Origin of the sequence: Polymorphum gilvum SL003B-26A1 (assembly GCF_000192745.1) — a bacterium.
Lineage (GTDB): Bacteria > Pseudomonadota > Alphaproteobacteria > Rhizobiales > Stappiaceae > Polymorphum > Polymorphum gilvum.
In genome coordinates this window covers 4,271,009-4,284,701 of the sequence record NC_015259.1, presented here as the reverse complement: position 1 = coordinate 4,284,701, position 13,693 = coordinate 4,271,009, and the positions used below count along the sequence as shown (strand labels likewise).

Sequence of the window (13,693 nt, the reverse complement as noted above, 5' to 3'; positions counted from 1 at the left end):
GCAATCCGCATCACTGCGCGTCTAACAAGGTATTCTCAGACTTTTCAGTGAGGCCTCTCATGTCGATGATCCTTGGCTTTTTCACCCTCGCTGCAATGATTTTTGGCGCCTGGAACGCTCTGTTGATTGTTTTTGCGCGCGGCCAAAGGCGCAGGGCATTCCGCCGGCTCGGCTATTCGGTTCTGGCGCTTGTGGGATCGGTCATGGGGCTGGTGTCCGCTCAGGACCGAGAAGCGCGTCAGGCGGGTTTCACGGACTCCAGCGACAGGAGATACGCCGAAAGGGCGGGGATAGCCGATCCGTCGGAGTGGGCACTCGTCCGTGAGGAAAAGAAGGCGGAGATGGCCCGAGAAGCCGCCCAGGCAGCTGATGAGCGAGCGCAGCGCGAAGCCAGCGAGAAACGCGAGGCAGCGACCATCAAGGCCAACGAGGAGAGCGAGGCACAGACCCGGAAAGCCGAGGAAGAGCGCGCGAAAGAGGTAGCCTGCCGCAACGATCTCACTTGTTGGGGAGAAAAGGCTTCTGTTGTCGCCAGTGTATATTGTCCCGACAGCATCGAACGGCTCGCCAAGTACGATGCCGAGTGGGTTGATGGCATATTCGAACCGAAGTTCTCTCACTATCGTTGGCGAGACAAGGATCGCGGGGTGGTGACGATGATCGGCGATAAGGTCAGGTTCCAGAACGGCTTCGGCGCCTGGATGAGGATGACCTACGAATGTGACGTCGACCCCTCGACCGATCGCGTACTTGATGTCCGGGTGTTGGAGGGGCGGCTCTGACTGGCGCACGCCGCAGGATCTTGGCCTTCGACAATCTGACGCTCCGGCCTTCGAAGGGTCCTTGGGAGCCCTTCGAAGGCCGCTCTAATGGTTTTCAGTAGCTACAAATTCAAGTGTCCGGCTACACAGGGCCCGGCCCTTGCCCCACACTCAGCCGTCACCCCGGGCGAGCGCAGCGAGACCCGGGGTCCACTCGTTCCCGGAGCGGCGGGGATTCGCTCCGCGGCACGGCGGAACCATCGGCGCGGCCGTGCGTTCGCACGGCGATTTCTGTTGCCATCTGATCTTGCGCGAAGTGCCATTTGTTTTTGCGCGCTACAGGATGCGCCAGGTCTGGCGCTCGACCGGCGTGGCCTTCGAGAACGCGCGGCACGTCAGGATCGCGAGATTGACGCCCGCGGCCGGGTCGCGAACCGACCGGTAGCGGATCATGTCTGCCTCCGTCGCTCTGACCGCGTCTGCGAAGGCCTGGAAGTGGCCGTAATCGGTCGGATCGGTCCAGAGCCCGCTGTCGAGAGACAGCGGATCGCTCGTCAGGTCGAGGAGGCGTGCGGTTGCGATCGCGGCGGAGAAGGCGGTGAATTCGGCCGCACCGGACGGCCAGGGCGTAGCCGGCGATTCGGCGAAGAACAGGAGCCGGTAGAAGGCCGTCTCCGCGACCGCGGTGGCGACGCTTTCGGCCGCATAGTAGACGCCGAGCGTGCGCCCGGCGCGCCGGAAGCGCGACCCGTCCGGATAGACGGCGCCATAGCGGAAAGGCGTCGCCAGCAGGAAGTCGAGATGGCGGCACTCCGGCGGGATCGCCGGCTTGGTCTCTTCGACAAGGTTTTCCAGCAGGGCCTGCTCGGCGAGCGTATCGGTCAGTTTCAGCGTCGAGACGCGGTGCTGGGCCTCGACCAGCCGCCAGCACGCGCCATCGAAGCGACGGAATTCAGACGAGAGCGCGACGCGCGTCCAGATAGGCGATGACATCGACGAGCCCGCTCACGGTCTGCAACTTCTCGATCGGCCGGGCGCCGAGGACGGTGTTGGGGGCGGCAAGCCAGCGTGCCGCGACCTTCTCGTCGCCGCCGGCGATCGCGTCGAGCGATCGGAACAGGCGAACGAAGAGGACCGCAAGCTCGAAAGGCTTCGTCCCCGGTTCGAGCCCGAACGCGCCCCGCTTCATACGCGACACGGTCGCCTCGCTGACGCCGATGACGGCGGCGAGGGTCCGGGCGGTGACGCCCAATCGATCCGCGGCACGGATGGCGGCCTTGGTGACGACGGCGCCGGCTTCAGGACGCGCGGCAGCGGCAGTACGAGGTGTGGGCATGACCGAGCCTTTCTATAGAAACAATATAGCAGAAAATTTTTGCAGAAAGAAAAATCCAGGGAAGCGCTCCGTACCGCCGTCGACACCTCATAGGACGACCGGCGGGACTCGACCGGGTCCTCTCGCGGCGACCTCCGAAATGCTCAAGACGTCGGGGACGATGTGGGAGATACTTGGGTCGCGCTGCCGGCGGTCATTCGAGACGTTCGAAAGCCTATGGCTCGGCTTTCGGTGCGGGACGCATCTGTGTGCTCCGCGAAAGGCCTATCTTGGCGGCTGTATTCGAGCGCTCCCTGCGTATAGTGGTTAAAAAGCGCTCAAATTTTCCTTATAGGAAAAAGTTTCCTACTAGATAGGAAAATTTTTCTCACTCTATATTTAAAAAATGAAGAAAATGATTAAATCATGCGCCTGAAATATTATGAGTCATCGTTCAATGCCTGAGCGCGACTGTCTTCGGACGCGCCTAACTGCTGCAGGCGGGGGTATCGATCATGGGCTTCGCGACACTTACTCGGGCATCTGCCGGACCGGGGGAAGCGAAGGCGACGGCGCACACGGGTCGCAAGCGGATGCGGGAAGCGGGCGGGGATATGCGGTCTGCGAGCGATGACGATCTGCTGCAATTCATCGGTCTCGGCGACGAGGATGCGTTCCGTATCCTGGTCGAGCGCCATGTCGACCGCGGTTACGCCGTCGCGTTCCGCATCCTGCGCAACCCGACCGACGCCGAGGACGTGGTGCAGGATGCCTTCCTGCAGCTGTGGACCCGCCGCACCGCCTGGCAGCCGGGCAGGGCGCGCTTCTCGACCTGGCTGTACCGGGTCGTCACCAACCGGTGCATCGACCTGTTGCGCCGGCCGCGCGTCGAGGCGATGGACGACCTGCCCGAAGTGCCGGCCGGCGGCGCCGACCAGGTCCAGACGATGATGCAGGAGGAGGTAACGGCTCTGCTCAACGCGGCCATGGCGCAACTGGCCGGCCAGCAACGCATCGCCCTCATTCTCTCCTATCACGAGAACCTGTCGAACGGCGAAATCGCCGAGATCATGGAGACTTCTGTCTTCGCCGTGGAGTCGCTGCTCAAGCGCGGACGGCAGAAACTGCGCCAGTTGCTGCGCAACAAGGGCGACGAGATCACGACCCTGTTTACCAACGATTAACCAAAAACCGCGGTCGAGCCGGAATTGGTGCGCCTGAAATGGGGGACGTCTGCCGTTCAAGGGTCCAGACGCAAGGACATGCGTCATGTCCGCGCCGGATCCCGTGGCGTGGCATCAAGGATATCAGGAGTAGTCCATGCCCGTTATCTCGACCAACACGGCTGCGAACACCGCCGTCCGCTACCTCAACTCGAATTCGACCGACCAGTCCGACTCGCTCGCCAAGCTGGCCAGCGGCTCGCGCATCACCAAAGCGTCGGACGACGCGGCCGGCCTTGCCATCTCGACCAAGATCCGCTCGGATGTCGCCGTTCTGGAGCAGGCCAGCACCAACGCCTCCAACGCCATCTCCATTCTGCAGACCGCCGATGGCGGCGCGGCGCGCATCAGCGACATCCTGGAACGCATGAAAGTGCTCGCGGCCCAGTCGTCGTCGGGCACGGTGACCGACAGCGAGCGGGTCTATATCGATGCGGAATTCCAGCAACTCATCGAAGAAATCGACGGCATCGCCCAGTCCACCCGCTACAACGGCGACAGCCTGCTGGAGTCGACCTCCGCCGCCACCGCTGGCCTGTCCGTGGTCGTCGGCACCGATGTCAGCGACACCATTTCGCTGACCACCTATGCGCTGGACGCGACCAGCATCGGCGTCAACGCGCTCGACCTGGCCTCCGCCACCAACGCCGATGCCGCCATGACCGCGCTCGACACGGCGATCGACAGCGTCTCTGCGGCGCGCGCCAAGATGGGCGCCACCATGTCGCGCTTCGAGTTCCGCTCCGAGGCGATCGCCACCAGCATGGAGAACCTCGACGCCGCCCAGTCGGCCATCGCCGATGTCGACATCGCCGCCGAGCAGGCGCGCCTGTCGGCGACCAGCGTCAAGGTGCAGGCAGCCGTCGCCGCCGCCGCCCAGGCCAATGAGATGCCGCAGAACCTTCTGAAGCTTCTGCAGTAGCTCGTCAACCTGTCCGCCACCCCCACCTGGCGGGCAGGTTTGCCCCGGGTCCTGTTCGGGAGAGTTGCGCCATGGCCACAGTGTCCTCGTCGACGTCGACCACCAGTTACAGCTACACCAGTTCCGGCTCCAGCATCGACTGGAACGCCTTGATCGAAGTTGCCGTCGCTGCGAAGACGGCGCCAGCAGACCGTATCGACCTACAGATCGCGAGCAACGAGACCAAACTTGCAGCCTATCAGGACATGCAGGCGCTGCTGCAGGCTATCCTGTCGGTCACGGACACCATTCGGGGCACCACCGACAGCCTGACAGTCAAGGACGACATCTTCTCCCTGCGCGAGGCCTACCTGACCGCCCAGGGCAGCGTGAACGCCGAATCCGCCGTGGTTGTCACAGCGCAGAATGGCGTCAACACCGGCAGTTACGATCTGCAGATCCTGCAGCTGGCGAGCGTTCACAAGGTGGCCGGAGACACGTTCGCCAGCAACACCGAGGAGCTCGGTCTGTCGGGCACCCTTTCCCTCGCTCTGGGCGATGGCGATAGCGTCACCTACGACATCGACGAGACCATGTCGCTGAAGGAAATAGCCGCGCTGATCAATGCCAATTCGACCCAGAGCGGCATTCAGGCCTCGGTGGTCAAGGTCGCAGAAGATAGCTATCGCCTCGTCCTGTCAGGAACGGAAACCGGCCAGGAGATCGTGCTGTCCTCCCTGGCAGGCGACATTGGCAGCGCCCTCGGCCTCACCTCCGAGGACGGCAGCTTCGCCAACGAAGTCCAGGCGGCAAAGGATGCGGTGATCCGCATCGACGGCATCGAGATCACCCGCAAGAGCAACACGATCGACGATGTCATCGACGGGTTGACCTTCAATCTCTATCAGATCACCGGCGAGGATGCCTCCATCGCCGTGGAGATCGCCAACGACCTGACCTCGATCAAGAGCGCGATCACCGACCTGGTCACCGCCTACAACGCCTATCGCGACTGGGCGCTGACCCAGCAGGCGACCGGTTCCTCCGGCGCCGCGTCGAGCGATGCCGTGCTGTTCGGCGACGGCACCCTGCGCAGCGCCAACACGCAGATCGCCGCCGCGCTCGCAACCCTGATCGACGAAACCTCGATGGCCCTGCTCGGCCTGTCCTACGACAGCCAGAACAAACTGGTGCTGAACGAAACGACGCTGAACAACGCGTTGCTGAACGATCTGGCCTCGGTGGAAAAGCTGCTGAGTTTTCAGATGACCAGTTCCTCGTCCGATGTGGCGCTGCTGTCGCGCAGCACGGCGATGCCGGACAGCCTGACGCTCGACATCGTCGTCGACGAGAACGGTGCCATTGCCTCCGTCGCCGTCGACGGCGACGCGTCCGCCTTCACCGTCAACGGCGCCCGCATCATCGGCGCCAAGGGCACGGCCTACGAAGGCATCACCTTCGTGTTCACGGGCAGCGCGTCGCAGTCGGTCGAGCTGAGCTTCTCCTCGGGTCTGACCGAGAAACTGGCGACAGCAGTGGCTGCTGTCGCCGATTCGAGTTCCGGCACGCTGGCCGAGATCATTGCCAACCTGACGGACAAGAATACGGCACTGGAGGAACGGGCCTCCAGCATCCGCAGTCGGGCGGAAAGCTATCGCAGCTTCCTGACCCAGCGCTATGCCGCCTATCAGGCGGCGATCGAGCAAGCCAATTCGACCCTGACCTATCTGGAAGCCCTGCTTAACGCCGGAGACGATTGATCATGACCCTGCCCATGGCCCGCGCCATCGATGCCTACCGTCGGGCGGCCACTGCCGTCCCGCCTGCCCATGCCGTTGTCCTGCTCTATGACGAGGTGGTGAACGCGCTGACCCACGCGGAACAGCATGCCCGGCTCGGCCGCTACGACGTAGCCTTCGAGCGCGGCCAGCGTGCGGTCACCATCTTGCGCGGGCTGCGCGGCACGCTGGACATGGACCGCGGCGGTACCCTGGCACAACAGCTGTGCGACACCTACACGCGCAACATCTTCGCCATCAACGCGGCCATCGGCAAGGCGGACGCGGCCGAGCGCCTACGCGCCCTCGTTCTCGGCCTTGTCGCCCTGCGCGACGCCTTTGCTGCCCTGGCGGCGATGGAGCCGCGCGGCACGCCGCGCCGGCTCGAGGAGATTGGTGCCCCCCCTTGGCAAGGCCCCGATGCTGCCTGATTCGGCCTCGGTCGCGCGCCGGCGCGTGGTCGGGTGTGTCCTTGTTGTCAAAGGCTTTCTGGACATCGCTCACCGGGCTTTGTCGCCACCCAGACGCCGGGGCGATGCTGGACAGCCTGAAAGTTCCAAGCTAGCGTGACCCGGCGCGCAAGCTGGGGATCCCCGGGCAGGAAGCCTGGGACGGTCCGGAGGTCGACGAGTGGAAATGTCCAAGACCACGATGACACTCGAGGAGTTCCGGGACTGTCTCGACCGCTACGGCGACGATCCGGCGCGCTGGCCGGACGCCGCTGCGGCCCGTGCCCTGCTGGAGGAAAGCGATGCCGCGCGCGCAGCGCTCGACGAGATGCGAAGGCTGCGCGCAGCCTTCTCGGCTTCCGCCGGCAGCCCGAGAGCGCCGGCGGGCCTGGCCGATCGCATCGCCCGCCGGGCGGCGCTGGAGGCGCCGGCTGCCGGCTTGGGGCGCATGCCGGCCCGAACCGCCGCTGCGGCGAAGCGGCGCGGCCCGGACACGGACGCGAGGCAGCGTGCCGGCGGGCCGATCTGGATCCTGCGCGATCTGGCAAATCGGTTTGGCGGCACCCGGGTTGTCGCGACCTTGATGCTCTTTTTCGTGCTCGGCTTTGCGCTCAGGTATCTGGACGCGAGCCAGACGGACACGCTGTTGACTTATCGGTCCGTTCCGACGTTCTTTTCCGTGTTTGACCTATCGTGACGGATCTGCGCGTGACCTCGACCCCGGACCGCAAGCGGTCCTCGCCGCTGACCAGACTGCTTCTCGTTTCTCTTGCCGCCAACCTGTTCCTCGCGGGCTGGGTACTCGGCGGCGTCGCCAATCGCCCGCCGCGGCCGCCGTTTCCACCCGATATCCTGCGCGACGTGGAGATGCGCCTCGAGCCGCGGCTGACGGCGGCGGGCATGGAGCGCGTGAGGGCCACCCTTGCGACCGTCGCGGCCGAGATGGAACGCAGCGGTGCGGCGGGCAGTTCCTTCGCCGAGCAGGTTGCCGCGAGCCTGCGCCGGCAGCCTTTCGACGAGGCCGATTTCCGTGACGTGGTGCGATCCGCGATCGACCGGCGAACGGCCATGGATCTGGCGATGCTGGACACCGTCGTCGACCTGATGCGCGATATCGATCCCGTCGACCGTGCTGCCTTTGCCGACGTGATCGAGCAGTTGCACGCCCTCCGGCCTCCGCCGCCCGTCAGGCGTTAGGGGCCTGCGGCACAGGCGCCTAGAAACGCTTTTCCCAGTAGATCTCAAGATGAATGCGCCTGATTTCCGGCGCCCGTCCGTTTCTAAAACAATCGGACGGCGCTCGGCAGAGCTTGTCAACGTAGCCGTCCGGCACTTTTCGGTTCACGAAAATTGTCTGGGCAATCATGACCATCTCGACAGTAAATTCCTACAGCTATGCCACGTCGTCTTCGTCGACGGGCAGCAGCAGTTCGACCCTCGGGCTGACGAGTTCCGACTTCCTGTCGCTGATGCTGACGCAGCTGCAGAACCAGAACCCGCTCGATCCGACCGACACGGATACCTATCTCGACCGCATGGTCTCCTATGCCAGCTACGACACGCAGACGGAGATCAGCGAGCAACTCTCCTCCATCGCGTCGTCCGTGTCGCAGATGATCTCGGGATCCGGCCTCGGATATCTCGGTCAGACCGTGGAGGCCTATGGCAACACGACCACGCTCGCTGACGGCGCTGCGACCTGGGGCTATTCGCTCGAGTCCACCGCCTCCGAGGTAACCATCACCATCTATGACGAGAGCGGCAAGTCGGTGTGGAGCGGCGCCGGGGAGACCGGTGCTGGCTCGCATTATTTCAGCTGGGACGGGATCACCTCAAGCGGCACCCAGCTTGAGGACGGCGGCAGTTACACCATCTCCGTCACGGCCACCGATGCCTCCGGCAACGACGTTTCCGGCTCGACCACGGTCATCGGCAAGGTCACGGGCATCGATGTCGATAACGGCAGTTCGGTGCTGAAGATCGGCGACGCCTCGGTGCTCGTCGGCAATATCCTCACCATCCGAGCGGCGTGAGGTGCAGCCATGAGCCTGATGGGCGCCCTCAACTCCGCCATTTCCTCGCTCTATGCCCAGAGCCAGGCGCTCTCCAACGTTTCGTCCAACCTGGCGAACTCGCAGACCACGGCCTACAAGGCCAGTTCGACCAGCTTCACCAGTCTGGTCGCCGGGACCACCAGTTCCTCCAGCGGCGGCGTGGTCGCCTCGACCCGCTCGTCGGTCAGCGAGCAGGGCCTGCTGGTCTCCTCCTCCTCGAGCACCCATCTGGCGATTGAGGGCAGCGGCTTCTTCGTCGTGTCCTCGGAGGTCAGCGGCGGTCAAACCTACTATACCCGCAACGGCGAGTTCGAGATCGACGCCAACGGCTATCTGACCAATGGCGGCTACTATCTGCTGGGCTGGGCCACCGACGCCTCGGGAAATCCCGTTGCCGGCACCAGCGAGGCGTCCCTGGTGCCGATCGACGTGGACTCCGTCAAGAGCTCCGTCGGCGCCACGTCCAACGTGACCATGCAGGCCAACCTGCCGGCCGACGCGGCCGTCGGCGACAGTTTCGACACCACGATCGAGGTCTATGACAGTCTCGGCACCACCAACACGATCACCGTGACCTGGACCAAGACCGATGCCAACACCTGGGAGATGAGTTTCGCCGATCCGACCCTGGCCGGCGGCACCGCTGCCAGCGGCACGGTGACCAGCACCCCTGTCACCATCACCTTCAATTCCGACGGTACGCTCGCCGTGACCGATCCGTCACCCGCCGAGCTCACGATCGCCGGTTGGACCACCGGCGCTGCCGACAGCGCCATCGCGCTCAATCTGGGAACGCTCGGGGCAGCCAATGGCCTCACCCAATACGCCTCCGGCAGCACCGACCCTTACATCGCCATCCAGTCGATCACCCAGGACGGACTCGCTTATGGCGCTCTGACCGGCGTCGAGATCGGCGCGGATGGCTCGGTGACCGCCTTCTTCGACAACGGCGAGCAGAGGGTCATCTACAAGATCCCGGTGGCCACCTTCCCCAATGCCAACGGCCTGACCGAGATGAGCAACGGCATCTACGCCCGCTCGTCCTATTCGGGCAACAGCACGCTGCACCTGGCGGGGACCGGCGGCGTAGGCACCATCAATGGCGGCTATCTGGAAGCCAGCACCACCGATACCAGTACCGAATTCAGCCGCATGCTGACGGCGCAACAGGCCTATTCCGCCGCTTCGCAGATCTTGTCGGCGTCCAACGAAATGTTCCAGTCGCTGATGCAGGCGGTGCGCTGACCATGGTGGGGGAGCCCGACAGCGATCCGCTGCTGCGGCGCCTGCGGACCCTGGTGGCGGCTTGCGAGGCCCGGTCGGGAAGGGTCGGCGACGCCCACGAACGTCTGCGGCTGCTGCTGCTCAGGCAGGACGTGAAGGATTTGCTGGCCGCAATGCGCATCGAGCGCGACCGGCTGGCGGCCGAACTGTCGCGGCTGCAGGCGGTCACAATTTCGGCAGGGGCCTATGCCCGCTGCGGCGCGCGGCTGTCAGGCCGGCGCAAGGATTGAGGACAAGGCGATGCAGGACGATCTCGAACGGGCGGCGGCCGATGCGGCGGTGCACCGGCTCATCCATCTCGTCGACCAGTTGATGGCGGTGGCCGAAGCCGAGAACCGGCGCCTTGCCAGCGGCTTTCCCCTCGTGCGTAACGAGGAGGTGTTCCGCAAGCACGAACTGGCCACCGAGTTCGAGCGCTGGCTCGGCATGGTGCGCAACCAGCAACTGGTGCTGCTCAAGGCCTCGGCCGAACTGTCCAGTGACCTGCTCGAGCGGGTGGGCCGGCTCGAGCAGGTCCTGGCGGAGAATTCACGGCATCTGCTGAAAGCGCTGGCCTGCAGCCGGCGACGGGTGGAGGCCATCATGCGGGCCATCCGAGAAGATCGGCTTCAGCCGATCGCCTATGGCGGCGACGGGCGCTACCGGCCGGGTACCGCCGGCGGCACCGTCTCGATCCAACACGGTCTGGAAGTGTGACGGAGTCCGCCGATGACCACTCTGGCAGCCGCAGGACTGATCGCCACCAGTTCGCTGGCGTCCACCCAGGTCCAGCTCTCGATCGCGGCCAACAACGTCGCCAATGCCGACACCGAGGGCTACACGCGCAAGACCGCGTCCTCAGTGGCGCTGACGACGGCAGGGACCGGCTCCGGCGTCACGGTCGGCAAGATCACCTCTGGCGTCAGCCGCATCCTGCTTGCCGACCTGGTGGCGGCGACGACCGCGGCCGGCGAGGCCGGCGTCACGGCCGATTATCTCGACCGGCTTCAGAGCCTGATGGGCAGCACCTCGTCCAGTTCCGGCAACGGCACCTCGTTGGCCAACAGTCTCGCGGCGGTAGAAGAGGCCTTCGCCGCCCTGGCGGACACGCCGGAAAGCGTGTCGCTGGCGGCAACCGCGGTCAACGAGCTCGACGAACTGGCGGCCCAGTTGCGCGCGCTGTCGGCCTCGGTCCAGAGCTTGCGCAGCGCCGCCGACACCGACATCGCCGCCGCCGTGACCTCGGCGAACGATACCATTACCGCGATCGCCAGCCTCAACGAGCAGATCCTGGCCACCGCCGCCCGCGGCCAGTCGACGGCCGACCTGGAGGATCAGCGCAACCAGGCGCTGGCCACCCTGTCGCAGTCGCTGGGCGTCACCAGCTTCATCGCCGACGATGGCAGCATGAAGGTCTATACCACCACCGGCCAGGTGCTGGTCGACAGCCGCGCCCACCTGCTGTCCTTCGATCCGTCTTCCTCGGTCGGCGCCGGGGTCGTCTATGACGGCAGCGGCTCGGGCCTCTCCGGGATCACTGTGGACGGCAAGGACATCACCGCCAGCATGACCGAAGGCGAGATCGGCGCGCTGTTGGCCCTGCGCGACAGCACGCTGCCCGAAGTGCAGGAGATGCTGGATGCTCTGGCCTCGACGCTGGTCTCCAGCCTCAATGCGGTGTCGCCCGATCTGCTTTCGGGGACGGACGCCACCGATATCACAGTCAATGGCGATCTGCTGCGCACGCCTTCGGCGCTCCTGCCGGAAACCGGTGGCGCGGACATTGCCACGGCCCTGGTGGAGGCCTTGCAGGGCAAGACGGCCTTCCCCGACACAGCGCGGCAGGGGGGCGGCGAGAGCACGTTCGCCGACTATGCCGCCCGTCTGCTGTCGCTTGTCGTCAGTGACGCCAATTCCGCCAGTGCCCACCTCGAACGGGCGACGGCGCAATTGGCGGAGATTTCCGACACCATGTCCTCGCTCTATGGCGTCAACATCGACGAGGAGACGGCACGCATGTCCAATCTGGAGCAGCTCTATTCCGCCTCCGCCCAGGTGCTCAGCATCCTGAAACAGATGTATGAGGACCTGCTCGCTGCGATCGCTTGAGCTGACGGTCCCGCCGCGCTGAAATCGACAGGAGGTCGTGATGGTCGCAAGGGTTGCCACATTCTCTCACGCAGAAAGCCTGCTGCAGCATGCCATGCAGACGCAGGCGCGGCTGGCGCAGAAGCAGATCCAGCAAGCCTCGGGCGAGATCGCGTCCAGCTATGCCGGCCTCGGCACGGGCGGCGAGGCGCTGGTCAGCCTGGAAGTGGCCGCGACGCGCGCCGGCTCCTACCTGTCGTCAGCGCAGACCACCCTCGACCGTGTCGAGATGATGTATTCCGCCGTCGGCGCGATGAGCGACCTCCTCACCCGCATGCGCGCAGAGGTCGCCGGCACGATGACCGTCGACCAAATCTCCGACCTGCAGAGTGTCGCCGCCGGCCTGCTGGAGGACATGGCCAGCCAGCTCAACACCCAGTTCGAGGGGCGTTATCTCTTTGCCGGCAGCCTCACCGGCTCGGCACCGGTCGTGCTGGACGGCTACCAGGCGACAAGCCTGGCCACGGCGGATGCCGGCTATTATCAGGGCGACGACCTGCTGCAATCGGCACGGATCGGCGCGACCCGGGTGCTCGACTATGGCGTGACCGGCGACGCCACGGCCTTCGAGACCGCGCTGCGGGTGCTGTCCTATGTGGCGACCGCCGACCCGCTGGACCTGGACGAATTGTCCGAGGTGGCGGCTCTGCTGGTCGAGGCGCAGGACGGCATCATCGCCCTCCAGAGCGGCCTGGCCACCAAGGCGGCGACCCTTGAGGCGACGATCGAGGCGGAGAGTACTTACATCGCCACGCTGGAAGAGATGATCAGTGCCCGCAAGGGGGTCGATGCGGTCGTCGTCGCCGCCGAGATCGCCACACTGGAGACCCAGCTTCAGGCAAGCTACGCTGCCATCGGCAAGCTCTCCAGCATGTCCCTGCTCGACTACCTGCGCTAGTTTTTCCGAAGCATGCCGCGTCCCGGCCCGTCTGCCGGTCTAACCGGCAAGCCCGTCACGTCGCGAGCTTGACCGGCGGAAGGCTCGACACGGCCCCGACGGCGTCCAGGTCGGGGCCGTCGATCAGTCGGTCGGGCTTGACGAACGCCGTCAGCTTTCCCCGATCGGTGATGACGACGCGCATGCCGTCGATCTTCACGCCGACGGGTTCGAGCGCTTTCAGGATCCGGCTGAGGTTCTCCGGCGTCATGCCGAGATAGCTGGCCAGCAGGCGTTTCTCGACGGGCAGGAAATAGCTCGGCGCGTTCCCGGCCAGACGCGACTGGCGCAGCAGGTAGGAGGCGATGCGCTCGCGCGAATTGCGCAGCTTGAGGCCCTTGGCATGCCGCACCACGGCGCGGTAGCAGCCCGCCAGTTCCTGAATGACGGAAACCGCGAATTCGCTGTCCTGTCGGAAGATAGCGCGCAGATCGCTCGACGGCACCAAGATGATTCGCGACCGCTCCAGGGTGCGCGCCGACATCAGGTAGGGCGCGTCGCGGATCGTCGCCGCGAGGATGAAAGTGCCGACAGGGTTGACCACCGCCATCGTCGCCTCGTGATCGTCCCAGTGCGCGTACAGCTCGACCAAGCCTTCCATCACCACATGCAGGAAATCGGCAGGATCGCCCTGGCGGATCAGGTCCAGCCCGGCAGGAAAGTTCTGCGCATAGGCGGCCTGCATCAGCGCTTCGAAGCTGCTCTGGCGCATGTCGCGAAACAGCGGCAGGTGGCGGATCTCGGGCAGTTCGTGAGGGCGCATCGGACCGATTGAGGTTGCTCGCTTGATATTTATCGTATCACCAAACGGCAGATGCAATGCTACGGGCTAGCATCTGCTGTTCCGATGGTTATCGTTGTTCG

Annotated in this window: 16 protein-coding genes; 13 read left to right on the top strand and 3 right to left on the bottom strand. The window is 65.0% G+C overall.

What is annotated here, in order from left to right:
- Positions 1–59: 59 nt before the first annotated feature.
- Positions 60–782 carry a hypothetical protein gene (locus SL003B_RS22495; RefSeq protein ID WP_013654698.1) on the top strand — a complete coding sequence of 241 codons (723 nt, stop codon included), beginning with the start codon at positions 60–62 and terminating at the stop codon, positions 780–782.
- A gap of 315 nt (positions 783–1,097) precedes the next feature.
- On the opposite strand, the gene SL003B_RS20010 is transcribed toward SL003B_RS22495, so the two are convergent.
- Positions 1,098–1,754 (bottom strand): RES family NAD+ phosphorylase, encoded by a 657-nt coding sequence (locus SL003B_RS20010; RefSeq protein ID WP_013654697.1) that lies wholly within the window; start codon positions 1,752–1,754, stop codon positions 1,098–1,100.
- Positions 1,714–2,097 carry an MbcA/ParS/Xre antitoxin family protein gene (locus tag SL003B_RS20005; protein WP_041375656.1) on the bottom strand — a complete coding sequence of 128 codons (384 nt, stop codon included), beginning with the start codon at positions 2,095–2,097 and terminating at the stop codon, positions 1,714–1,716. The genes SL003B_RS20010 and SL003B_RS20005 overlap by 41 nt, the downstream gene beginning before the upstream one ends.
- A gap of 494 nt (positions 2,098–2,591) precedes the next feature.
- Here SL003B_RS20005 and SL003B_RS20000 point away from each other — a divergent pair, with 494 nt between their 5' ends.
- The 12 genes from SL003B_RS20000 (at position 2,592) to SL003B_RS19945 (ending at position 12,790) form a co-directional block, all read left to right on the top strand.
- Positions 2,592–3,260, top strand: a complete 669-nt coding sequence (locus SL003B_RS20000; RefSeq protein ID WP_083812134.1) for an RNA polymerase sigma factor — start codon at positions 2,592–2,594, stop codon at positions 3,258–3,260.
- A gap of 136 nt (positions 3,261–3,396) precedes the next feature.
- The gene (locus SL003B_RS19995; protein WP_013654694.1) at positions 3,397–4,221 is read left to right on the top strand and encodes a flagellin; all 825 of its coding nucleotides are present in this window, start codon (positions 3,397–3,399) and stop codon (positions 4,219–4,221) included.
- 71 nt (positions 4,222–4,292) lie between these two features.
- On the top strand, positions 4,293–5,960 hold the full coding sequence (fliD, locus tag SL003B_RS19990) for a flagellar filament capping protein FliD (RefSeq protein WP_013654693.1): 1,668 nt from the start codon (positions 4,293–4,295) through the stop codon (positions 5,958–5,960).
- Positions 5,961–5,962: 2 nt separating this feature from the next.
- Complete coding sequence (locus SL003B_RS19985; RefSeq protein WP_013654692.1) at positions 5,963–6,409, top strand: flagellar export chaperone FliS; 447 nt, start codon at positions 5,963–5,965, stop codon at positions 6,407–6,409.
- A gap of 205 nt (positions 6,410–6,614) precedes the next feature.
- The gene (locus SL003B_RS23120; RefSeq protein WP_049792622.1) at positions 6,615–7,124 is read left to right on the top strand and encodes a hypothetical protein; all 510 of its coding nucleotides are present in this window, start codon (positions 6,615–6,617) and stop codon (positions 7,122–7,124) included.
- A gap of 11 nt (positions 7,125–7,135) precedes the next feature.
- The gene (locus SL003B_RS19975) at positions 7,136–7,624 is read left to right on the top strand and encodes a periplasmic heavy metal sensor (protein WP_013654690.1); all 489 of its coding nucleotides are present in this window, start codon (positions 7,136–7,138) and stop codon (positions 7,622–7,624) included.
- 167 nt (positions 7,625–7,791) lie between these two features.
- On the top strand, positions 7,792–8,460 hold the full coding sequence (locus SL003B_RS19970; RefSeq protein ID WP_013654689.1) for a flagellar hook assembly protein FlgD: 669 nt from the start codon (positions 7,792–7,794) through the stop codon (positions 8,458–8,460).
- 9 nt (positions 8,461–8,469) lie between these two features.
- Positions 8,470–9,726: a flagellar hook protein FlgE gene (gene flgE / locus SL003B_RS19965; protein WP_013654688.1), complete on the top strand. Its 1,257-nt coding sequence runs from the start codon at positions 8,470–8,472 to the stop codon at positions 9,724–9,726.
- A gap of 2 nt (positions 9,727–9,728) precedes the next feature.
- Positions 9,729–9,995 carry a hypothetical protein gene (locus SL003B_RS19960; protein ID WP_013654687.1) on the top strand — a complete coding sequence of 89 codons (267 nt, stop codon included), beginning with the start codon at positions 9,729–9,731 and terminating at the stop codon, positions 9,993–9,995.
- A gap of 10 nt (positions 9,996–10,005) precedes the next feature.
- Positions 10,006–10,461, top strand: a complete 456-nt coding sequence (locus SL003B_RS19955; protein ID WP_013654686.1) for a hypothetical protein — start codon at positions 10,006–10,008, stop codon at positions 10,459–10,461.
- 12 nt (positions 10,462–10,473) lie between these two features.
- Complete coding sequence (flgK, locus tag SL003B_RS19950) at positions 10,474–11,853, top strand: flagellar hook-associated protein FlgK (RefSeq protein ID WP_013654685.1); 1,380 nt, start codon at positions 10,474–10,476, stop codon at positions 11,851–11,853.
- A 40-nt stretch (positions 11,854–11,893) separates the two neighbouring features.
- Positions 11,894–12,790 (top strand): flagellin, encoded by an 897-nt coding sequence (locus tag SL003B_RS19945; RefSeq protein ID WP_013654684.1) that lies wholly within the window; start codon positions 11,894–11,896, stop codon positions 12,788–12,790.
- A 55-nt stretch (positions 12,791–12,845) separates the two neighbouring features.
- Here the strand turns inward: SL003B_RS19945 and SL003B_RS19940 are convergent, their stop codons facing one another.
- The gene (locus SL003B_RS19940) at positions 12,846–13,649 is read right to left on the bottom strand and encodes a cyclic nucleotide-binding domain-containing protein (protein ID WP_339325432.1); all 804 of its coding nucleotides are present in this window, start codon (positions 13,647–13,649) and stop codon (positions 12,846–12,848) included.
- Positions 13,650–13,693: the final 44 nt, after the last annotated feature.